20 protein-coding genes are annotated in these 20,809 nt (G+C 55.7%); 7 read left to right on the forward strand and 13 right to left on the reverse strand.

The window, feature by feature from the left end; all coding sequences use genetic code 11:
- Positions 1 to 14 precede the first annotated feature (14 nt).
- The 5 genes from GZH47_RS07095 (at position 15) to GZH47_RS07115 (ending at position 5,611) form a co-directional block, all read left to right on the forward strand.
- On the forward strand, positions 15 to 1,196 hold the full coding sequence (locus GZH47_RS07095) for a YheC/YheD family endospore coat-associated protein (protein ID WP_162639453.1): 1,182 nt from the start codon (positions 15 to 17) through the stop codon (positions 1,194 to 1,196).
- Positions 1,193 to 2,569, forward strand: a complete 1,377-nt coding sequence (locus tag GZH47_RS07100; protein WP_162639454.1) for a YheC/YheD family endospore coat-associated protein — start codon at positions 1,193 to 1,195, stop codon at positions 2,567 to 2,569. Before GZH47_RS07095 ends, GZH47_RS07100 begins: the two co-directional genes overlap by 4 nt.
- Positions 2,569 to 3,720 carry a YheC/YheD family endospore coat-associated protein gene (locus tag GZH47_RS07105; RefSeq protein ID WP_162639455.1) on the forward strand — a complete coding sequence of 384 codons (1,152 nt, stop codon included), beginning with the start codon at positions 2,569 to 2,571 and terminating at the stop codon, positions 3,718 to 3,720. The genes GZH47_RS07100 and GZH47_RS07105 overlap by 1 nt, the downstream gene beginning before the upstream one ends.
- Positions 3,721 to 3,733: 13 nt before the next feature.
- Positions 3,734 to 4,183, forward strand: a complete 450-nt coding sequence (locus GZH47_RS07110) for a GNAT family N-acetyltransferase (RefSeq protein ID WP_162639456.1) — start codon at positions 3,734 to 3,736, stop codon at positions 4,181 to 4,183.
- 192 nt (positions 4,184 to 4,375) lie between these two features.
- Positions 4,376 to 5,611 (forward strand): YheC/YheD family endospore coat-associated protein, encoded by a 1,236-nt coding sequence (locus GZH47_RS07115; protein WP_162639457.1) that lies wholly within the window; start codon positions 4,376 to 4,378, stop codon positions 5,609 to 5,611.
- A gap of 76 nt (positions 5,612 to 5,687) precedes the next feature.
- Here the strand turns inward: GZH47_RS07115 and GZH47_RS07120 are convergent, their stop codons facing one another.
- The 12 genes from GZH47_RS07120 to moaA form a co-directional block, all read right to left on the reverse strand.
- Positions 5,688 to 6,374: an HAD family hydrolase gene (locus tag GZH47_RS07120; RefSeq protein WP_162639458.1), complete on the reverse strand. Its 687-nt coding sequence runs from the start codon at positions 6,372 to 6,374 to the stop codon at positions 5,688 to 5,690.
- A gap of 221 nt (positions 6,375 to 6,595) precedes the next feature.
- Positions 6,596 to 7,729 carry a phosphodiester glycosidase family protein gene (locus GZH47_RS07125; RefSeq protein ID WP_162645109.1) on the reverse strand — a complete coding sequence of 378 codons (1,134 nt, stop codon included), beginning with the start codon at positions 7,727 to 7,729 and terminating at the stop codon, positions 6,596 to 6,598.
- Between the two features lie 257 nt (positions 7,730 to 7,986).
- Positions 7,987 to 8,556 carry a manganese catalase family protein gene (locus tag GZH47_RS07130; RefSeq protein WP_162639459.1) on the reverse strand — a complete coding sequence of 190 codons (570 nt, stop codon included), beginning with the start codon at positions 8,554 to 8,556 and terminating at the stop codon, positions 7,987 to 7,989.
- A gap of 27 nt (positions 8,557 to 8,583) precedes the next feature.
- Positions 8,584 to 8,883 carry a spore coat protein CotJB gene (locus GZH47_RS07135; RefSeq protein ID WP_162639460.1) on the reverse strand — a complete coding sequence of 100 codons (300 nt, stop codon included), beginning with the start codon at positions 8,881 to 8,883 and terminating at the stop codon, positions 8,584 to 8,586.
- A complete protein-coding gene (locus GZH47_RS07140) occupies positions 8,840 to 9,076 on the reverse strand; it encodes a spore coat associated protein CotJA (RefSeq protein WP_225446389.1) in 237 nt (78 codons plus the stop codon). The genes GZH47_RS07135 and GZH47_RS07140 overlap by 44 nt, the downstream gene beginning before the upstream one ends.
- 201 nt (positions 9,077 to 9,277) lie before the next feature.
- Complete coding sequence (locus GZH47_RS07145; RefSeq protein WP_162639462.1) at positions 9,278 to 10,624, reverse strand: hemolysin family protein; 1,347 nt, start codon at positions 10,622 to 10,624, stop codon at positions 9,278 to 9,280.
- Between the two features lie 62 nt (positions 10,625 to 10,686).
- Entirely contained in the window at positions 10,687 to 11,802 is a 1,116-nt protein-coding gene (gene yfkAB / locus GZH47_RS07150) for a radical SAM/CxCxxxxC motif protein YfkAB (RefSeq protein ID WP_162639463.1), read from the reverse strand.
- Positions 11,803 to 11,994: 192 nt separating this feature from the next.
- A complete protein-coding gene (locus GZH47_RS07155) occupies positions 11,995 to 13,110 on the reverse strand; it encodes an HD-GYP domain-containing protein (RefSeq protein ID WP_162639464.1) in 1,116 nt (371 codons plus the stop codon).
- Positions 13,111 to 13,257: 147 nt separating this feature from the next.
- Positions 13,258 to 14,109, reverse strand: a complete 852-nt coding sequence (locus GZH47_RS07160; protein ID WP_162639465.1) for an undecaprenyl-diphosphate phosphatase — start codon at positions 14,107 to 14,109, stop codon at positions 13,258 to 13,260.
- Between the two features lie 103 nt (positions 14,110 to 14,212).
- Entirely contained in the window at positions 14,213 to 15,646 is a 1,434-nt protein-coding gene (locus GZH47_RS07165; RefSeq protein ID WP_192043623.1) for a bifunctional metallophosphatase/5'-nucleotidase, read from the reverse strand.
- Positions 15,647 to 15,678: 32 nt separating this feature from the next.
- Positions 15,679 to 16,149, reverse strand: a complete 471-nt coding sequence (locus GZH47_RS07170; protein ID WP_162639467.1) for a molybdopterin-binding protein — start codon at positions 16,147 to 16,149, stop codon at positions 15,679 to 15,681.
- A 29-nt stretch (positions 16,150 to 16,178) separates the two neighbouring features.
- Positions 16,179 to 17,180 (reverse strand): GTP 3',8-cyclase MoaA, encoded by a 1,002-nt coding sequence (gene moaA / locus GZH47_RS07175; RefSeq protein WP_162639468.1) that lies wholly within the window; start codon positions 17,178 to 17,180, stop codon positions 16,179 to 16,181.
- A gap of 110 nt (positions 17,181 to 17,290) precedes the next feature.
- On the opposite strand from moaA, the gene GZH47_RS07180 reads away from it, so the two are divergent.
- Both GZH47_RS07180 and GZH47_RS07185 read left to right on the forward strand, forming a co-directional pair.
- Entirely contained in the window at positions 17,291 to 18,031 is a 741-nt protein-coding gene (locus tag GZH47_RS07180; protein ID WP_162639469.1) for a molybdenum cofactor biosynthesis protein, read from the forward strand.
- A 155-nt stretch (positions 18,032 to 18,186) separates the two neighbouring features.
- Positions 18,187 to 19,242, forward strand: coding sequence for an HD-GYP domain-containing protein (locus GZH47_RS07185; protein ID WP_162639470.1), 1,056 nt, complete (start codon positions 18,187 to 18,189; stop codon positions 19,240 to 19,242).
- Positions 19,243 to 19,327: 85 nt separating this feature from the next.
- Here the strand turns inward: GZH47_RS07185 and sufB are convergent, their stop codons facing one another.
- Positions 19,328 to 20,725, reverse strand: coding sequence for a Fe-S cluster assembly protein SufB (gene sufB / locus GZH47_RS07190; protein ID WP_162639471.1), 1,398 nt, complete (start codon positions 20,723 to 20,725; stop codon positions 19,328 to 19,330).
- Between the last annotated feature and the right edge of the window lie 84 nt (positions 20,726 to 20,809).

Consider the following 20,809-nt stretch of genomic DNA (forward strand, 5'->3'; position numbering starts at 1 on the left):
AGGAGGACACGGATATGGCTGAGCCAGCACAATCCGGCATCCTCGGCATCTTGATCAGTCAGCGGCAGCCAGATCGCGCCGGCGAGAGCGGAGCTTCCCCCCTCTTCATGCCGGAGGATGATTTCTGCCGCCGCCTTTGCGCGTATGGGCAATCGATCGGCATGCTCGTGTATTTGTTTTGCGCTTCGCAGGCCGCCGCAGCCACGGAGTGGATTCGCGGTTACCGGCTTGCGGACGGCAGCTGGCTGGACGGCCGGTTCCCGCTGCCCGACGTCGTGTACGACCGCGCGCTTCCGGTATCCGGCGCGCAGGCCCGGCTCACGCGAGAAGCCTTGAAGACTCTCATGCAGCGTAAGCGATACGTGCTGCTGAACGGCTCCCTCCCCGGCAAACTTGACGTCTACCGTGCCATGCAGCACGACGACGGGCTGCTGCGCTGGCTGCCCGACACGCAGTCCTACGAAGGCGAGCGGCAGCTTGCGAAGCTGCTCGAACGCTACCCGCAAGGTTTATTCCTGAAGCCATCCGCCGGCTCCCACGGCAAAGGCGCGCTTCGGCTCCTCCGGCTTGAACAAAGCTGGCAAATCGACGGCAGGGACCGGCATAATCGGCCGCTCGCCAAGCAGTTCCGCGATTGGTCCGCCCTCTGCGGCTGGATCGGCCGCTTCGCGTCCGCCGCTCCATATGTCGTGCAGCCATGCCTGAAGCTGACTGACGACGAAGGCCGCTCCTTCGACGTTCGCGCGCTTATTCAGAAAGACGGACGCGGACGCTGGTCGTTTACGGGAGCTGCGGTACGGGTCGGCGGTCATGGCAGCGTGACAGCCAATTTGCATGGCGGCGGCTCCGCCCGGATAGCGGCCGATGCGTTGAATGCCCGTTTCGGCGAAGCGATCGCCGCAGAGCTGCTGGAGCGCATCCGCAGCGTCAGCGAACGGTCCGCCGGCTGCTTGGAAACGCATTTCGGCCGAATGGCCGAACTCGGCCTCGATTTCGGAATCGAGCCGGACGGCCGCCTATGGCTGCTTGAAGCGAACGCGAAGCCGGGAAGACAATCGTTCGACGGCGACGCTGACGCCGCTGAACGCGCCGTTCGCCGCCCGCTTGATTACGCACAGCTGCTGGCCGCCGGCCAGCGACCTGTTTTCCCGTCCACCCGAATTCAAAGGAGATACATCCAGGAGGTTCATCCATGAGTTTGACATCTTGTCATGTACACTTCTCACCCTCAAGCGAACGCATCGTCTACCTGTCGGGCTCACTCCTACGATCCCTCAAAATGACCGGCAAAAAGACGATCAATTTGAAATTTGGGCAAGAGAGCGTCACGGCCGCGGTAAAGCCCATCAATCGGCAGGGCAACCATCTCTACCTCTCCGCCGCCATCCGCCAATCGATCAAAGTACCGAAAGCCGGCAGCATCTCATTCGTCCAAGGAGAAGAGAACGCGGTCCAGCTGGGCCCCCTGATCGGCGTGCTCACCGACGGCAGCCGCAACGGCGATGCTCCGTTCGGCTCCCGCTCCGGCTATATCCGGCAGCTGATTCGCATGGGCGACAGCAAAGCGTATGTTTTCGCGTTTACGCCGAAAGACGTGAATTGGACGAAGGAGACGGTCAACGGCTACTTCCTGAACAGCGCCGGCAGCTGGTACCGCAAAGTCGTGCCGCTGCCCGACGTCGTCTACAACCGGCTCCCGAGCCGTTACGCGGAAACGACGGCCTCGATCATGTCCATGCGGGAACGCTTCGTCCGTAAAGGCGTGCCGTTCTTCAACTGGAGCTTCTTCAACAAATCCGACGTGTATAAGCTGCTGGACCGCGACGTGGAAGCGCTCGAGCATTTGCCTGAATCGGTGAACAACCCGCGTTCCGAGAAAATCAAAGAAATGCTGGAGAATCATCAATTCATCTACTTCAAGCCTTCGGCCGGCAGCCTTGGCATCGGCATCTATCGGCTGACGTATCATCCGAAGCGCGGCTACTTCGCCAGGTACCGCCGCGGCAATACGAACGTGCTGCTCCGGTTCACGAATTTCAACAGCCTGATGCGCATGCTGGAAACGCGCCATGGCAGCGGCCTCGGCCGCTACGTCAGCCAACAGGGCGTGCGCTTGATCGAAATCGACGGATGTCCGATCGACTTCCGTTTCCATATGCACAAGAACGGCAGCAACGAATGGGTGCCCGTCGGCATAGGCGCGAAGAAAGCCGGACGCGGCAGCGTCACGACCCATATCAAGAACGGCGGTCAGCTGCTTACGCCTGAACAGGCGCTGGGCCGCGCGTTCGGCGATAAAGCCGACGAAATGCTGGCGAAAGCCAAAGCGGTATCCATCAAGCTCTCGCAGGCGATCGAGCGCAACTTCCCGCATACGCTCGGCGAACTCGGACTCGATATCGGCATCGACAAAGACGGCGATATCTGGATGTTCGAAGCGAACGCGAAGCCGGGCAGGTCGATCTTCAGCCATCCGTCCCTCCGTTCGCAAGGCCGCGATTCCATGACGCATATCTTGGAGCATTGCCTGTACTTGAGCAAGTTCAAGGAACAGGGAGGGACTGACTGATGGCGGTCGTCATTCATGAGGATACGGCAGCATCGGAAGCTACCGTCCATGCGAAGAAACAGCAGCCCGTCCTCGCCGTTCTGACGACCGAGGATGAGCTGCAATTGTTCCGCGGCAACCGCGATAATTTCGCGGACTTGATCGCCGCCGGCAAGGAAAACGGCTTTCTCGTCTACGTCGTCACGGTCAAACAGTTGAAGCTCAGCCAGAAAACGCTGGACGGCTATACGTACGACGAAAACTCGGACACCTGGCTGCTGCAGAAGTTTCCTTTCCCTCATCTCGTCTACAACCGCATCCCGCTCCGCGAGGATGAGCTTCAGCCTGAGGCCAGGCGAAAAATCGCCGCCTGCATCAAACATCCCAACGTGCAGATTTTCAATCCGAAATTCTTCAACAAGTGGAGCTTGTTTAAATGGCTGCGCCAATCGCAAACCACGAAGCCTTACATCCCGGCCACAAGCCGCATGCTGACGATCAGCGGACTGGGCAAGATGATGCTGCGGCACAAGTTTCTCTATCTGAAGCCGGTCAGCGGCAAGGCGGGCAAAGGCATCATGACCATCCAGCTGCAGCCCGAGAAGGCGCTCCCGTACCGGTTGAAGATTCAGGGCAACAAAGGGAGCACCACCTACAATTGCGGCTCCATCGGGAAACTGTGGGCCCGCATTAAGAAGGAAAGCAGCGGCGAACGCTACATCGCTCAGCAGGGCATCCATCTTGCGGCCTACAACGACCGCTCATTCGACTTGCGCGCGTTGATCCAGAAGAACAACCGCGGTCAATGGGATATCTCCGGCATCGGCGCCCGGCTGGCCGGATCCATGAGCATTACGACGCATGTTCCGCGCGGCGGCAGCATCGAAGATCCAGAGAAACTGCTTGTCGGCGTATTTGGCCAAGACGAAGCTAATAAACTTCTTACAAAGGCCCGCACGACCGCGCTTACCCTTGCCCGCCAAATCGAGCGCGGCTCCGGCCGCAGACTGGCCGAAATGTCGATGGATCTCGGCATCGACCAATCCGGGCAAGTCTGGTTCTTCGAAGCCAACGCCAAGCCGATGAAATTCGACGAGCCGGATATTCGCAAACGTTCACTGGAACGGATTTTTCAATATAGCAGCTATTTGTTGAAATTGAAGGACAAATAAGGAGGGAAAGCTCATGCAGGTAAAGCTGCTGTCGCCGTCTCAATGGTCTTCGGCCAAGGAAAGGATCACCCGATTTCTGTACCGGTACGGCGACAGCCGCCTTACCCACGCCGGGCTGGCCGCTCTCAACGATCTGCGCGCTTCGCGGCTGACCGCGAGCAGCCGCGGCGCCGAAGCCGGAGCCGCGGTAGCCGTCGCCATTAAGGACGGGAAACTGGCAGCGGTCGCATTCGCGGATGACGGCGGCGAACGCGCCTGCTTCGTCGTCGTTTCCCCGGAGTTCCGCGGCCAAGGCGTAGGCAGCCTGCTGCTGAGGGCGCTGCACCGCAAGCTCGGCCGTCTTACGTGCAGCGTCGCCTCCGATAATCCTTCCAGCATGAATATGTGCTTCCGGGCGGGCATGAAAGCAGTCAGCCTGCATACCGGCCCGACCGGCAAGCCAACCCTTCGATTCGAACACTAACCGGAATCACCGGCTGCGATCTTTACGCAAAACTAAGCCTTTGCTTTCGAAGTTAGTTTTGCTTTTTCTTGCCGGAATCACCGGCTGCGATCTTTACGCAAAACTAAGCCTTTGCTTTCGAAGTGAGTTTTGCTTTTTCTTGCCGGAATCACCGGCTGCGATCTTTACGCAAAACTTTTAGGAGGACACACTATGGGTCAGCCGGTGCTCGGCATTCTAACCCTGTATCTCAATGACCGTGGTCTGATGGAAGAAAAGCCGATTTATGAACGAATGACGACCGCCGGCAAAAATCTCGGCCTGGACATATTCGTCTTCACGCCGGCCGACGTCAATTACGCGCAGAATCGCATCAACGCGCATATGTACGACACGACGACGAAAAGCTGGAGTCGCAAGTGGCGCTCCTTTCCCCATATGATTTACGACCGCTGCCGGATCCAGAAGAGCCACAGATTCGTGCAGCTTAGCCATTTCCGCAAGAAATACGGGCATTTGACCTTCCTGAACCGCGTGCTGCGCAACAAATGGACGGTCTACAAAACATTAAACCGAGAAGAAAAATTCCGTCCGCATCTGCCGCTCACGCGGTACTATGACGGGCAGAGCGACTTGACGGAACTCATTCGGAAATACCCGCTCGTCTATTTGAAACCGATTAACGGTACGGGCGGCCGCGGCATCCTGCGAATCGAGAAAGAACAGAGCGGCAGCTATCTGATTCAAGGGCGCGACCAATCCAGACGGATCGTCAGCCCGCAGCGCGTCGGCCTGACCGGCATTCACAACCGCCTGGCCAAGTGGAATTTGCGGGAGAACCATTACTTGGTGCAGCAGGGCATCCAGCTCAAGCTGGCGAATGGCCGCGTGCACGATTATAGGATGCTGGTCCAGAAGAACCGGAGCGGCGAATGGGAAGTTACCGGATGTGCCGGCCGAATCGGCCCAAGCGGCAGCATAACGTCCAATCTCCATGGCGGCGGCCAGGCCGTCAAAATGAAAACGCTGCTGAACGACTGGATTAAGAACGAGGAACTGGCCGCTTCCGTCAAACAGAAAGCCGAAGAGCTCGGCGTCGATATCGCCGCCCATTTGGAACGCTCTTATGGCCGTTTATGCGAGCTGGCGCTTGATTTGGCGATTGACCGCAAGGGGCAGATTTGGCTGCTGGAGGTCAACCCCAAGCCGTCCCGGGAGGTTTTCATCCAGGCGGGAGAGCGCGAGACTTACCGCCGCGCCATTATCAGACCGCTGGAATACGCCGCATGGCTGTACGAACAGAAGGTGCAGCGGAAGGATAAAGCAAAGGCGGCTGCGGAGAGCCTTACAAGGCGAGATGCGCGGGACGATACGAGAGACGTTACGAGAGACGATACGAGGGACGATTCGTGGAACGAATTCATGGATGAGTTCGAAGAGCGTTCGTGAAGGCCTAACGGTGCGCGAACGGCAACAAACCCGGCATGCGGAGTCCATCTGCATGCCGGGTTTGTTGTGATTTCCGTTAGGACGATTGCGGAACGAGCTTCAGCAGCTCGCGGAAATCTTGAATCAAAGCGTCCGCCCCATTCAGTTCTTCTTGGCGGCCGTAGACGGCGTAAGCGCAGCCGACGACTTGCAGGCCGTTCTTCTTGCCTGCTTCCACGTCGGACGAGCGGTCGCCGACCATCCATGCCGACGAGATGCCGTGATCCTTCAGCAGCCGGTCGACAAGATGTACCTTGGAGGCCGTCTCATATTCACCCGCGCTGTACAAACCGTCGAACAACGGCGCAATCCCCCTGTACCGCGCAACCTCTTTCACGTAGCGTTCCAGCCCGTTGCTGGCCACGAACAGCTTGAAGCCTTGAGCCTTCAATGCCGCGAGCGTCTCGGCGACATGCGGATACAATTCTCCATCGCCGCTCTCCAGTCCTTCAAGCTCGTATTGGAGCATCAGCTCATCCGCCCGGCGCTGTGCCGCCTCCGAGCCATCCGGCATGACGCTGCGCCAAATATCGGCCAGCAGCATGCCTAGACAGCCAAGAAGCTTCTCTACCGGCGGGGTCGGCTGCGTATACAGACCTTCCTCGCGAAGCGTGGCAAAGATCCGTTCATGCACCCCGACGAGAAGGGTGTCCGTTTCGAACAATGTGCCGTCCATATCGAAAATCAGCGCTTCCGGCCGCGAAAGCGTTTCGTTGCTGCTCATGATGAATAGCTCCTTTTCCAGATGTATTGCCCTTAATCATACTGGAAAAGAAGTCCATGGCGCAAGGTGAAACGCTGGCGACGCCTTTAATGGCGTTAGTCGTTTCATTCCGAAGAAATACAAGTTTATGAATAAGTAGAAAATTATCATTCCTTGTATATCAAGGTGAAACGCCGGCGACGCCTATAAAGGCGCTGGGCGTTTCAATCCGAATCCACCGGTCACCACTTGCCGGGATCGATGTCGCCCGGCTTCAAGCCTGCCCATACGTTCCGGATGTCGGCTTGCTCCGGATGCTCGAAGACAAGGAATGCCGTCGGCAGATAGCGGCCCTCGCTGCTCTTCGTCGACGGCTTGTTCAGCACTTCGCCGTCCTTGACGAGCACCGTCGATGAGCCGCCGTCCAGATTGGCCGCGATGACTGCCCCGTGATCCAGCATAATCTGCTGGACGTCGTACAAATTCGCTCCGATGCTGTGTCCGGGCTGCCGGCCGTCGATGACGACGAACAGGATCGCGCCGTCCTCGCGCTGCCCCATCGCGGTTCGCGGAGCGATGCCCCACCCGTCCGCGGCATTGCGGATCAAGCCTTTGCCGTTGACGATAATGCGCGGCTGGAACGTGACCGCTTCCTTGACGCCCATTTGCTGCAGCTCAGTGAGCGAGTAACGGCCGGCGACCATCTTGCCGCTGCCGTCGATGCCGACGACCTGCGTGGAGTTGGATTTGCCCAAGTCGCTGTAAAACAGCTTGCCGCCCGACATAACGATGCCGATCGGCTGGAACCCGTTCCCTTCCCAATTCGGATCGGCAAACCCGCCGCCGTTCACGCCGGCAATGGCGCCCGTCCGCTTAACCATGCTCGTTACCCGTTCGCCTCTGCCCTGCTTCTCGGGGACGCCGATGCGGATCTTGGTCGGATCGTTGACCGTCATGATATAGCCGCTGTAGCCATGTCCGGAGATCGGCTCGATCTCGACGAGGGGCTTCTCTTGGGAGGGTCGATCATCTGCGACGCCGTTTTCCGCCGATGGATCGGACGGCGAGGCGACTCCCGCCGGATGGATCTCATGCGTGTCGCGCTCTTCGCCCATCGCGTCGAATTTCTTCTGGTACGCTTGTACCCGCGTATCGAGAGCTTGCTGACCGATAATATATTTCGCCCATTTCCGGTGCTGGGTCGCAATGATGGAATCTGCCAACACATAACGGAATGTATTGCCGGATGGGGTCAGAAAAAGCCAAACGCCGCCGCTCGCCCCAAGCAGCAGCAGCACCCCGAAGACGGCGGCAGCGACGCGCAGCCATTTTCTCTGTCGTTTGGCGGATTGTTTATGGATCACTTTCCTTCGCACTCGACTGTCGGACGATACGCCGGCAACCTCGGCGGAAATCTTCGTACGCACACCTTCGCCCTCCCATCGCTTCTGTCCGAAGCCGGATACCTAAGTTAACGTACAGCAGTTGGCAAAAGTTGCAGCCTCTCCCTCCAACCGACAAAACTAGTGCGGATTCTCCAACATCGTTGGCCGCAATTCCGCTCCAGACGCGCCAAAAAAGCCGGATCCGCGAACGGCCGGCTTTTACATGCATTGAGATGAGCCAAGCATGCTCAATACACTTTCTTCGTATCGCGATCCGCCTTAATGATTTCGACCGCTTCCTTGAACCGCATCGCATGGACGATCTCCCGTTCCCGCAGAAACTTCAAGCCGTCCTGCAGATCAACGTCGTCCGTCATGTCGATGATCCATTGGTACGTCGTGCGCGCCTTCTCCTCTGCCGCGATATCCTCGTACAGATCGGCGAGCGGGTCCCCCTTCGCCTGGATGTACGCCGCTGACCAGGGAACGCCCGATGCATTGTTGTAGAACAATGCATTGTCATGGATGACATAATTGTCACCAAGGCCCGCCGCTTCCATCTGCTGTGGCGTCGCGTCCTTGGTCAGCTTGTAAATCATCGTCGCGATCATTTCCAAATGCGCCAATTCCTCGGTCCCGATATCGGTAAGCAGCCCGACGACCTTATCCGGAATGCTGTACCGCTGATTTAGATAACGAAGCGCCGCCGACAGCTCGCCATCCGCGCCGCCGTACTGCTCCACCAAGTATCTAGCTACCCGAGGGTCGCATTTGCTGACGCGCACGGGATACTGGAGCTTCTTCTCGTAAATCCACACGAGCGTTCCACCTCCTTCGGCTGTTCGTTACACCTGCCAAGGCCATGGCGTTTCAATCCACTGCCAAGGGTACTTGGAGAAGCTGTGACCGAATTGCATCAGCGGACCGTATTGCATTTCGAACTGCTGGGCGCAATGCTTGCGCTGCTGGGCCAGCTGATTGAACTGCTGGAGCGCCTGAAGGTCATTCGGGTGCGTATCCAGATAGAGCGTCAGCTCGACAAGTCCAAAATCAAGCTGCTGCAGCTCCAGCAATTTGCTGTAATACTGTTCATCCAGCTGATTATTCACCCGATCCGGCCTCCCTCGGCGTGCATTTCGATTCATAAGGACCGTATAACGCTGGCCAGAGCGTGCCCAGCTTAAGCGCGTCGGCAAGAGAGAACTGCGGCAGATTCATCGGTTGAAACGGTATATATTGGTTCGGCGGAACGTAATAGGTCTTCACGTATTTAGGCGGACATGGGTCAAACGGACCAACAAAGGGATACCAGTCGCGCGTCGGTTTTACTGCATTCAACTTTGTTCCCCTCCTTCGGATGTATTGTCGCTGCCTTCCGATTCCACTCCTATACATATGTCGGCGGCTGGGCGAATTTGCTTGGCCATGCAATATTTCGTCATTTCCCGGGTAATGAAGACCAACGACCAACGAAGAGCCCATGTCCTAAGACATGGGCTCTTCTGGAAAAGCATGAAACTTGCCTAACTTTATTCAACGTTATTCGCCTAAACCGGACTGTTCGACCAGTTCTTCCTCGGGCTGGCTGCGAAATATGAATACACGCAGCACGCGCAGCGGTTCGCTCTCCGCTACCTCGAAAACATAACCGTCAAACTCGATTTTTTTGCCTTTCTCCGGATTGCCTTCCAGCTTGGAGAAGAGCCAGCCGCCGATCGTATCGACATCGTCATCCTCGATTTCCAAATTGAACATATCGTTGATCTCTTCGATCAGCATCCGTCCTTCGACGGAGGTGACGTCGCCCTTCACGATGATATCCGGCTGTTCCGTGTCGAATTCATCATGGATTTCCCCGACGATTTCCTCGAGAATGAGCTCCGTCGTCAGCATGCCGGCCGTCCCGCCGTATTCGTCTACGACGATTGCCAGCTGCGAATGTTTGCGCTGCATCAGCTTGAGCACGTGACTGATTTCCATCGATTCGGGCACGTTCAGAATCGGGCGCAGAAATTTATTCACGCGATGTTCTTCATCCGGATCGGCGGTCAGCAGATCGGTAATATGTACGAATCCGATCAATTCATCCTTGTCCTCGACGCATACGGGATAACGCGTATGTTTGGTGGCATACACGATTTTCATGTTCTCTTCGAACGACAAGTTGGCATACAAGCAGTCCATGTCCGTCCGCGGAAGCATGACTTCCCTTGCCAGCCGGTCGGAAAATTCAAAGATGTTATCGAACAGCGTCATCTCGTCTTTGTCGATCACGCCGCTCTTCGCGCTCTGGTCCATCAGGATCCGGATTTCTTCCTCCGTATGAACCGAATCGTGCTCGCTGGCCGGCTCAACCCCGAAGGTGCGCAGCAATCGATTGGCCGAACCGTTCAGCAGCCAAATCGCCGGAAGGAAGATGCGGTAAAAGTACAGGAGCGGCATGGATGCCCATAGCGACGTGCTTTCGGATTTTTGAATGGCCAGCGTTTTCGGCGCCAGCTCTCCGAGCACGATATGAAGGAACGTAATGGTCAAAAATCCGATTACGACCGAAACGGTGTGCATGACCGTTCCATCTCCGAGTCCGAGCAAATGGAACAGCGGTTCCACGATCAAATCCGAGACGGCAGGTTCCCCTACCCAACCGAGTCCGAGCGAGGCAAGCGTAATACCGAGCTGTGTCGCAGACAAATACGCGTCCAATTTACTATTGACTTTGATTGCGTACTTGGCACGCGTATTGCCTTCATTAGCCAGTTGGGTCAAGCGCGACTGCCTTACTTTCACGAGCGAAAATTCAGCGGCGACGAAGAAACCGTTTAACAATACCAATAAGATGACAATGCCTAGATTCCAGAAAATCTTTCCGAATTCGAAGTCGTGCAAAGGAAGATCCCGCTCCTCTCAGACGGCGTTTCAGCCGCTTTTCTCTCTGTGGTTAAGCCGACTTACAATACGGCCTGGCGCGTACCGAAATCCACATCCGGGTAGTACATGTCTTTCACGAGCAAATTCGGACCGCAGCAAGCGGCGGCAGGGCAATGACAGTCTACGCTCTTCGCGAGCGGGTGGGAGAGCCACCGATCGAACAGGTCGTCCAGACGGTTGCTTCGGATATTGCCGAAAGCCGGCACGTCGGAGAAATCCGTAACGAACACGTCCCCCGTGAATAAATTCACGTTCAGCCGGTTGCGGCCGTCCGGATCGTTGCGGACCGTGACGAGCGGTTCGTTCGCGAGCCGCTTCAGCAGCGCACGGTCTGCGGCGTCGTCGCTGCAGCCGTAGAACGGCAGCGTACCGAAGAGCATCCACATGGAACGATCTCTGTGATCCAGCAAGTCAGTGACTGCATCGCGCATTTGAGCAGGCGTAATGACCGGCAGATCCGCAGCGAACGCGCTTGGATACATGGGATGCACTTCGTGGCGACGGCATCCCATCTCGACGATCAGCCGATGGATGTCCGGCATTTTGCGATGGGTCCGGAAATTAATCATCGATTCCGCCGAAACGAATAAACCGCCTTCGCTGAGACGTCTCGCGTTATCCATCATCCGGTCGTACATGCGCGAGGCAACCGCCTTCGGCACCGGATGGCCGCTCTTGGCGAAACCGATCTCATGGAAGTCATCCGCGGAGGTGTAATTGAATGAAATATGCATGACGTCCAGGAAAGGTGCAATCGCCTCATACCGGCTGTAGTCGAGCGTAATATTGGAATTGATTTGGGAGAATACCCCGCGGCTTCTCGCGTACTGCAGCAGCGGAATCATGTATTCCTTCACGGTGCGCTCCGAGAAGGTCGGTTCTCCCCCGGTGATGCTGATCGTCCGCAGATCTTCGATTTCATCCAGCCTGCGCAGCATCATGTCGAGCGGCAGCTTCGAAGGCTCCGCCAGCACGAGCGTATCGCCGACCGCGCAGTGTTCGCAGCGCATATTGCATAGGTTGGACAGCGTCATTTCCACGCTTGTCAACCGGTGACGCCCGTGACGGCGCAGCGAGAATAGCGGGTCCCACGGGTCATCCGCGGGGGTAAACGGTAAAGGTATGGCATTCAACATGTATTCAGCACCTGACTTTTCTTAATTACGTGACATTCTACTTTTCTTTTATCCTATTGTAATGTCCAAGGGCGATTGATGCAAACCGTCCCCGCGTCGAAAACCGCCATCGCAGCTCTTGCCGCGACATAAGAAAAGGAGCCGGCTCGGCTCCTTCGGTGTCTTATTAGGCTGTCAGCCGGGTCTCTGCGGTCAAGAGCTCGCCGCTTCGGGCATCGATGCTTGTTCATTGACGCTCACGATCATGGTCGTCAGTTTCGTCGATAAATCCACTTCGTACGGCGCCTTCAGCTCTTCGCCATACTCGTCGCTCAGCACCCGAACGACGGGACGATGCGGACAGGACGAGTTGATATCCACGACAACGCCGCTTTCGCCGGAAGAAAGCCGGACTTCGATGCCAAGCGGATAGATGGCGACTTTGTCCCGGAAAAGCTGCAGCATGCGCTGCTCGTATAGCGTACCTGTTCCTGCATATAGCGATTCCACGGCTTCATGCGGAAGCAGCGGATTGCGGTACACGCGCGTTGTCGTCATAGCGTCGTACGAATCGACGATGCCAATCCATTTCGCGTATTCGTGAATCTCGTTGCCTTTGATGCCGCGCGGATAGCCGCTGCCATCCAGCCGTTCGTGATGCTGGTAAGCGCAATGCGCGGCGAGCAGCGGAATATTCGGTTCGTCCTTGAGCAGGTAGTAGCCCCGCTCGGCATGGCGCTTCATTTCCTCGTATTCCTCGCGCGTTAAACCCGAATGCTTCTTCAAAATATGAACGCTGATCTGCGTCTTGCCGATATCGTGCAGCACCGCGCCGAGACCGAGCGTCATTAGCTCGTCCCGGGTATAGCCGTTGGCGATGCCGAGCACGGTCGTATAGACCGACACATTAAGCGAATGATTGAATAAATAGTTGTCGACGATACCCATATTCATCAGCATGACCATGGCATCCTTCTGCCCGGTCAGGTCATCGATGACCATACCCATGATTTGTCGAAACGATTTACCGATATAGGGATACGTTACCCCGCTTTTACGGTTCGGCCTGTCCATCAAGTCACGGAAGTTCGTACGAATCTCGGAGAGCGCACGATGTCTCGTTTCTTCGCTGATGAGATCGGGCACGACCAAATCGGCCGTTCGGGGATCTTGGATATATACATAATGAATGCCGCAATCATATAAGCGAGAAATCAGCTTTTGATTAAGTTCAACGTCCGCGCCAAGTAACACGAGGCCTTCCTCGGAATAAATTTTCTTCGCGAGCCTCATGCCTGGCTGGCACATTTGAATGGGCAATAATCGCATACGATCGACTCCTGCCATGCTTCTATTTTCCTACTGCGGCCCAAATTGCAACCTCGTAATGTTAATGTAAGGGATTTATAGGAAAAGAGCAAGAACAGATTCGTCAATTGTCGACAATATCTTCTAAATACCTTCACCATTCAACTTTTATCTCATGATGAAGATCCAGAACAGCGCTGCCAGAATAAACCGGTAGATCGCGAAATGCGTCAGCTTCACTTTCTGAATAAAACGCAGGAACAGGATGATGACAAGCCACGCCACGACGAACGACACCAAGAACCCGACGATGAAGAACGACAGATTGTCGCCCGTGATGTATTTGTAGCTGTCCAGCATTTCGTAACCGGAGGCGACCACCATGATCGGAATCGCCATAAGGAACGAGAAATCCGCTGCCGCTTTATAACTGGTCCCCGTCAGCATTCCGCCTGCGATCGTAGAACCCGAGCGCGAGAATCCCGGCCAAAGCGATAAGCATTGCAGCAAGCCGATCGTGAACGCTTGGCGGTACGTAATATCGTCCATCGTTTCCGCCTTGACGCGGATACGGCCGGAATTGGACAGCTTCTCCGCCACGATCATATATATCCCGCCGACAACGAGCGAGAACAAGACGGGCGCCTGATTGAAGCCCTCGCCTTTAATCACGTCCTTCAGCGCGTAAGCAAGGAGCATCGCAGGCACGATGCCGAGCGCGACGTGAATCAGATTCAGCTTCTTGCGGGCGGAAGAGCGACCGCCGGGTCCGATCGCGCCAAGCGACTGCGGCTTGCGCGACAAACCGAACAAATCCGCGATCCGCCGCCGGTAAACGATCGCCATCGCCAGAATCGCCGCCAATTGAATAATAATTTCGAACGTGACGATCGCCTGATCGTCCGAAGCAATGTCGAGCAGTTTATTCGTCAGAATCATATGTCCCGAAGAAGATACGGGCAAGAACTCGGTCAAGCCTTCCACAATACCTAAAATAATCGCATGAATAATGTCTCCCATTGGAACCTCCTGCATTTAACTTGCATTTAACTTACAAATCATGGACGCCTCGCATACGAGCAGACGACCCGTAACTGACTTTCCTCTCGCCTTCGCGGCTAGCCTAATCGGAGGTCCAGCGCGGACGGAAGCTGTCGGCGACCGCCTTGGAGCTGCAAAGCTCGCGCTCCAGCACATTGCGGATAAACTCCGGCAGATAATAGGTGAACGCCGTGCCGTTCTTGATTCTCTCATAGCCGACGCCAAACGTAAACATGTCGATCGTCCCAACCGAATAGCTCCGGTCATCCCTAAGTTCCAGCCCGTTCACAGTCAAGGAGACGATTCGGGCATACGGCGGCAGTTCGGGATCGTACCGGATCTCCAGACCGTCCACCGCCAACGTTCCGAGCACGGAACCGCGAAAGCCGAAGCCGCGAATCGGCTTGTCGATGAATTCGCGCAGCAGCGACTCCTCCAGGCTGCGTCGGATATCGCTGCCGGACAGCTGCATCCGGCAAGGATTGATCGGCGACGGACAGAGCGCGTGCAGATCGCCGGCCGTAACTTCGCCGGACGCGAGCCCGCCGAGCAGCTGCCCCGCGTTCACGAGTCCGATTTCGGAGCCCGTCCAGCGGCGCAAGCCCGCAGCCAATAAATTGCCCAGCGGCGAATCTTGCTCTATTCGAGCGGGAAGCGGTTCGTCCAGCACCGCGATGACGCGGCCCAAGCGATGCCTGCTAGCTGCCAGAGACTCTTCTATGATGACGCTGGCTTGCAGCTCTTCGGCATAGGCGGCCAGCGGAATAACTTCGACCTGAATGGATCGACGGCCCGTTCCGGCGTTGACTCGAATATCCACGCGGCCGACGTACTCGCCGAATTTCCCGGTCGCGCAAACATACGTATCTCCGATGATCTCCGGCTCTTCGAGCAGATGATGGGTATGGCCGCCCAATACGAGGTCGATGCCCGGAATCGATTCCGCCATTTGGCGGTCGAGCCTCAATCCGAGATGCGACATGACGATGACGATATCCGCTTGCTGCCGAATGCGCGAGGTTTGCTCCGCAACCGCTTCAAGCGGATCGGTCGCCTCCCATCCAAGCAGCGTATAAAACTCGGCGAAAGCCGCCGTCACGCCGACGATGCCAAACCGGAGACCGGCTTTCTCGACGATCGTATACGGCAGCATCCAGGATGGACGCGTTCCATCCGCGGTCCGGCACAGGTTCGCGCACACCACCGGAAACTTCGCTCGTTCGCCGAATGCCGCGTCCAGCTGCTCCGGCGTAAAGGTCAAGCCTTCATTATTGCCAAGCGTTACGGCGTCGTAGCCAGCCGCGTTGAGCAATTCAATATTGACCATCCCGTCGCTCGCTTCCGTCTCTACCCGCATCCGGTCCATATGATCGCCGATATCCAAGGTCAACACATGATCGTTACCGTAAGTTTGCCGGGCTTCATCGATATAAGCCGCCATTTTGGCCGCCTGCTCCAGCCTGCTGTGAATATCGTTGCTGTGAAGCAGCACGACATGGGCTCCATCCATTGCCATATCCTTCATGCTTGCCTCCAATTTTCGGCGGTTCAACGTTTATTGCGCATCTCATCCGCCGAGAAAGTCTGCTTGAATCCGTACGATACTTCTCCGCGTCTCTCTTCGTCCTGCAGAAACCGGCAGGCGACGACGCTTTTGACATTCAAGCATGCGCTGGAACCGTTCGGCACGTAAAGCCGAATCGGCCCGCCCTTTGGCAGGCGCTCCCCGTTAATTGCAAAAGAAATCGCCGCGTCCGCCAGCTGCTCCCATGGTATCAGCGCTTCGAACGCATCCACGGCCTCAACCTTCAAATGCGTCGGCAGCGGCGCTTCCGAAGCGATTCCCTGCTGCTTCCGCCAACCGACAAACCAATCGCCGAAATCCACGGCCTCGCCCGCCCCGCCCGCAATGCGTTCGGTTAACGGAAAAACACGGCCCGCCAAGCGAGCCATGTCCTCCGGCGTCGTAGCGGCCGGCTGTCCTTCGACATCATAGATCGTAATGTACTGCTGGGACATCTCTACTACCTCTCCATTCGCCGGCATCGTCATCCGCCGATTTGAGACATGCGGCGCGCAGTCGGCTCATGCGATAACGATTCGTCCGCCAGCTTCGCCGCCATCTCATGATTCTTCGGCTTCATATTCATCGCCCGCATAAATATGCTCTCCAGCGCAGCCGGACTGCCGAGCGCCGGCTTGACGTTCAGCTCATCCACCCAGTACAGGCATGGCTGCAAGTTGCCGTCTGCCGTCAACCGCAGCCGATTACACCGCGAGCAAAATTGGTCGCTGATCGGGTGGATCAGTCCAAACGTGCCTGTCCCGCCTTTAATTCGATAATCATCAGACGGTCCGTTGCCGAGCAGGCCCTTCATAGGTTCCACTTCCAGCTTATTCTGCTCCGCGATTTCCAAGACCCGCGACAACGGCAAATAATGGTTCCGCCAATTCTCGTCCGCATGGCCGATCGGCATATATTCTATAAAACGAACGTGCAGCGGCTGCTTGAAAGCCATCTCCAGAAATGCGGCGATTTCGTCTTCGTTGACGCCTTTCAATAACACGCAGTTCAGCTTAATCGGCGCAAAACCAGCGGTCGCCGCCGCTTCGATCCCCTGCAGTACGCGCTGCAAATCCCCGCGCCGCGCAATAAACCGAAACCGGGCAGGATCGAGCGTGTCCAGGCTGATATTGACTCGATTAAGCCCCGCTGCCCGCAACTCCTCCGCATGCTCCGCGAGCAAAACGCCATTCGTCGTCATTGCGATGTCCCGGATGCCCGGAATAGCTGCAAGCTCCCGTATCAACCCGGGCAATCCCGGCCTGACAAGCGGCTCGCCTCCGGTTATCCGAAGCTTTGTAATACCCAGGTCTGCGCCCGTGCGCACGACCTCCGCGATTTGATCGTAGCTGAGCAAATTTTCGGCCGGCTCGAATTTCACGCCTTCCTCCGGCATGCAATACAGACAGCGCAGATTGCACCGGTCAGTCACGGAAATGCGCAAGTAGTCGTGCACGCGTCCGAATCGATCCGTTAATGCTTGCATGGCCCGTACTCCTTTACGTCTCATCCGTACCTGCCTCTAGCATAACATTTTTGGACCCATTATGGTATGCTATGGAGACCATTAACATCGAAAACGAGAGGTTGGAAGACATGACTGTAACGTGGACAATCCGGCTGTTTGCCGGTCTTTCCGACCGCTTCGGCGCGCCTGAAGTCATCCTGGAACTGCCGCAGGAACAGCTTACCGTAGCAGGTCTGAAAGAAGCGCTTGCCGCGCAATATGAGGCGCATGCACAGCTGATCGCGATCTCCTTCATGGCTCGCAACCAAGCCTATGCATCCGATGACGAACACATTCGCGCCGGCGATGAGCTCGCATTGCTGCCGCCGGTTTCCGGCGGCGAAGACAGCGAATCGAACGAGGAATCCGGCAAGACGCCCGCACCCGATAAATACCGGGTGACGACGGACCCGCTTTCGGTCGAAGCCATTACCGCTCAAGTAATCGTTCCGAATAACGGCGCAGCGCTCACGTTTACGGGAACGACGCGGGAATGGACGCAGGGCCAGCGAACCATCCGGCTGGAATATGAGGCTTACGTACCAATGGCAATCAAGACGCTGCAGCAAATCGGGAATGAAATCGCTGCGCAATGGCCCGGAACGGAGTGCGCCATCTGGCACCGCATCGGCGTCGTAGACGTTGCCGAGATCAGCGTCATCATCGCCGTTTCCTCTCCCCACCGGGAAGCCTGTTACGACGCGAGCCGATACGCCATCGAGCGGCTGAAACAAATCGTGCCGATCTGGAAGCGCGAAATATGGGAAGACGGCTCGGAATGGAAAGGTCATCAGCAAGGTCCGTGGAATCCGATCGCGACTAGGGGATAAAGAATCGTTCATAATTGCTTAACATGTGGCTAAGATCTGCCGATAAGGTAAATAGAACTATCGTTCGAACAGGACCATATTGCCATTTATGTATAATGTAGTTACATTTAACGTACATACATGTATCTAATTTCTAGCTGCTTAAGAGGTGGATTATGCGCATTCATGTGACGGAGTTACTAGATGGAGACAAGTTAAGCAGCGATACCTTTAATTCTTACGGATTGCATGTGCTCTCCAAGGGTACGGACTTATTTGCAAAAGAAATCTCCAAGCTCTATCGGCACCAAATCGATTATGTTGATATTGTAAGCAGAGACAACGAACCTGTTTCCATTCGTACGATCGAATCCAGTTTAAGTCCGAAATGGCTTCCGAACGTGGAGCCGATCTACCAGGATGCGGTCAACGGCTGCGAGCAATTATTTCTAGAGGCTTCCCAAAACGGCAAAATTTTCGAGGAGGACGTTATCCATACGTTCCAGCCCTTGGTCGATAACTTCAAAATGGAGCGCGATGTCGTGTCGATGCTTCTGCTGCTGAACACCAAGGACGACTATACCTATCAGCATTCCGTCCAAGTCGGGATGCTGGCTTATTTCTTGGCCTCTTGGTTGAATTACAGCGAAGAAGAAGCGGTGAAGATCGGCCAAGCCGGCTTCCTACATGACATCGGAAAATGCCAAATCCAGCAAGGGATTCTGAATAAGCCGGAGAAGCTGTCCTCGGACGAATATGAAATGGTCAAGAAACATACGGTTTACGGCCACCGCATCATAACGGATTCTTTCGGTGAATCGCTTGCGGCAATCGTCGCGCTCCAGCATCATGAACGGATCGACGGAACCGGCTACCCGAATCGATTGGCAGGCTCGGACATGCACCCTGTTTCCAAAATCGTTGCCGTTTCCGACGTGTACAGCGCCATGATCTCGTCCCGCGTCTATCAGAAGAAGCGCGATCTGCTGTACGTGCTGAAGGAATTGTACCGGATGAGCTTCACTGAACTGGACCCCGAGACGACGCATACGTTCATCAGACATATGATCCCGAACTTTATCGGCAAACAGGTCGAGCTGGAAACCGGGGAGGTCGGCACCATCATCATGACCCATTCTTCGGAATTCTTCCGGCCGCTCATCCGCGTTGAAGAACGGTTTATCGATCTATCGATTGAACGCGATCTCGAAGTGAAGCATGTTTATATGTAAATCAACATAAAAACTCCGGAACGCAGCTTCGATTGAAGCTGGTTCCGGAGTTTTGTTTGTTCAAGCAACAACCGGCTGCATGATGTTAGCCGATCGAGCCTTCCATTTCGAACTTGATCAGACGGTTCATTTCAACCGCATATTCCATCGGCAGTTCTTTCGTGAACGGCTCGATGAAGCCCATGACGATCATTTGAGTCGCTTCCGCTTCCGTGAGGCCGCGGCTCATGAGGTAGAACAATTGATCCTCGGATACCTTGGATACTGTCGCTTCATGCTCGAGCGTAATGTTGTCGTTCATGATTTCGTTGTACGGAATCGTATCCGACGTCGACTGGTTATCCAGAATGAGCGTATCGCATTTGATGTTCGCTTTGGACCCTTCGGAGTTGCGGCCGAAAGACGCCAATCCGCGGTACGTGACTTTACCGCCGTGCTTGCTGATCGATTTGGAGACGATCGTCGACGTCGTGTCCGGCGCCAGATGCGTCATTTTCGCGCCGGCATCTTGATGCTGGCCTTTGCCCGCTACGGCAATGGACAATACCATGCCTTTCGCGCCGCGGCCTTTCAGAACGACTGCCGGGTATTTCATCGTCAGTTTGGAGCCGATGTTACCGTCTACCCACTCCATCGTCGCGTTCTCTTCCGCTACCGCACGTTTCGTTACCAGGTTGTAGATGTTCGGCGCCCAGTTCTGAATCGTTGTGTAACGGCAGCGAGCGTTCTTCAGCACGAGAATTTCAACGACTGCGCTGTGCAGCGAGTTCGTGCTGTAGATCGGAGCCGTACAGCCTTCTACGTAATGCACGAAGCTGTCTTCGTCGGCCACGATGAGCGTACGCTCGAATTGACCCATGTTTTCGGAGTTAATCCGGAAGTAAGCCTGCAGCGGGATTTCGCATTTTACGCCTTTAGGAACATAAATGAAGCTGCCTCCGGACCAAACCGCGCTATTGAGTGCCGCGAATTTATTATCTGCAGGAGGAATGATCGTACCGAAGTACTGCTTGAAGATTTCTGGATATTCGCGAAGCGCGGTATCGGTATCGGTAAAGATAACGCCTTGCTTCTCCAGATCTTCTTGCATGCTGTGGTAGACGACCTCGGATTCGTATTGCGCCGATACGCCTGCAAGGAACTTCTGTTCCGCTTCCGGAATACCGAGCTTGTCGAACGTTTCCTTGATTTCCGTAGGAACCTCTTCCCACGTCTTGCCTTGCTTCTCGGACGGACGGACGTAATACTGGATATCGTCGAAATCCAGATCGTCCATGTTGCCGCCCCATTTAGGCATCGGCATTTTGTTGAACTGCTCCAACGCTTTCAGACGGAACTCCAGCATCCATTCAGGCTCGCCCTTGATTTCCGAAATCGTGCGAACGACTTCCGGCGTCAATCCTTTTCCGGATTGAAATATGGCTTTGTGCTCATCGCGGAAACCATATTTATAATCTTCCAAATCTGGCATTTGCTTTGCCATCGTTATAGCCTCCTTCTTCTTGCTTCGCTTACTGCTTGCTATTAGCGCAAATCAACCATGATACTATGCTACGCGTTTTCGCGT

This window comes from Paenibacillus rhizovicinus (assembly GCF_010365285.1).
Classification (GTDB): Bacteria; Bacillota; Bacilli; order Paenibacillales; family Paenibacillaceae; genus Paenibacillus_Z; species Paenibacillus_Z rhizovicinus.

What these genes read in the sequence shown, in the direction of transcription:
- GZH47_RS07165 (WP_192043623.1), bottom strand. Translation starts at nt 15,646, where the DNA reads ATGGCAATGGATGGAGCCCATGTCGTGCTGCTTCACAGCAACGATATT.
- GZH47_RS07095 (WP_162639453.1), top strand. Translation starts at nt 15, where the DNA reads ATGGCTGAGCCAGCACAATCCGGCATCCTCGGCATCTTGATCAGTCAG.
- GZH47_RS07110 (WP_162639456.1), top strand. Translation starts at nt 3,734, where the DNA reads ATGCAGGTAAAGCTGCTGTCGCCGTCTCAATGGTCTTCGGCCAAGGAA.
- GZH47_RS07115 (WP_162639457.1), top strand. Translation starts at nt 4,376, where the DNA reads ATGGGTCAGCCGGTGCTCGGCATTCTAACCCTGTATCTCAATGACCGT.
- GZH47_RS07135 (WP_162639460.1), bottom strand. Translation starts at nt 8,883, where the DNA reads ATGAATCGAAATGCACGCCGAGGGAGGCCGGATCGGGTGAATAATCAG.
- GZH47_RS07170 (WP_162639467.1), bottom strand. Translation starts at nt 16,149, where the DNA reads ATGTCCCAGCAGTACATTACGATCTATGATGTCGAAGGACAGCCGGCC.
- GZH47_RS07185 (WP_162639470.1), top strand. Translation starts at nt 18,187, where the DNA reads ATGCGCATTCATGTGACGGAGTTACTAGATGGAGACAAGTTAAGCAGC.
- GZH47_RS07105 (WP_162639455.1), top strand. Translation starts at nt 2,569, where the DNA reads ATGGCGGTCGTCATTCATGAGGATACGGCAGCATCGGAAGCTACCGTC.
- moaA (WP_162639468.1), bottom strand. Translation starts at nt 17,180, where the DNA reads ATGCAAGCATTAACGGATCGATTCGGACGCGTGCACGACTACTTGCGC.
- GZH47_RS07100 (WP_162639454.1), top strand. Translation starts at nt 1,193, where the DNA reads ATGAGTTTGACATCTTGTCATGTACACTTCTCACCCTCAAGCGAACGC.
- yfkAB (WP_162639463.1), bottom strand. Translation starts at nt 11,802, where the DNA reads ATGTTGAATGCCATACCTTTACCGTTTACCCCCGCGGATGACCCGTGG.
- GZH47_RS07160 (WP_162639465.1), bottom strand. Translation starts at nt 14,109, where the DNA reads ATGGGAGACATTATTCATGCGATTATTTTAGGTATTGTGGAAGGCTTG.
- GZH47_RS07180 (WP_162639469.1), top strand. Translation starts at nt 17,291, where the DNA reads ATGACTGTAACGTGGACAATCCGGCTGTTTGCCGGTCTTTCCGACCGC.
- GZH47_RS07120 (WP_162639458.1), bottom strand. Translation starts at nt 6,374, where the DNA reads ATGAGCAGCAACGAAACGCTTTCGCGGCCGGAAGCGCTGATTTTCGAT.
- GZH47_RS07155 (WP_162639464.1), bottom strand. Translation starts at nt 13,110, where the DNA reads ATGCGATTATTGCCCATTCAAATGTGCCAGCCAGGCATGAGGCTCGCG.
- sufB (WP_162639471.1), bottom strand. Translation starts at nt 20,725, where the DNA reads ATGGCAAAGCAAATGCCAGATTTGGAAGATTATAAATATGGTTTCCGC.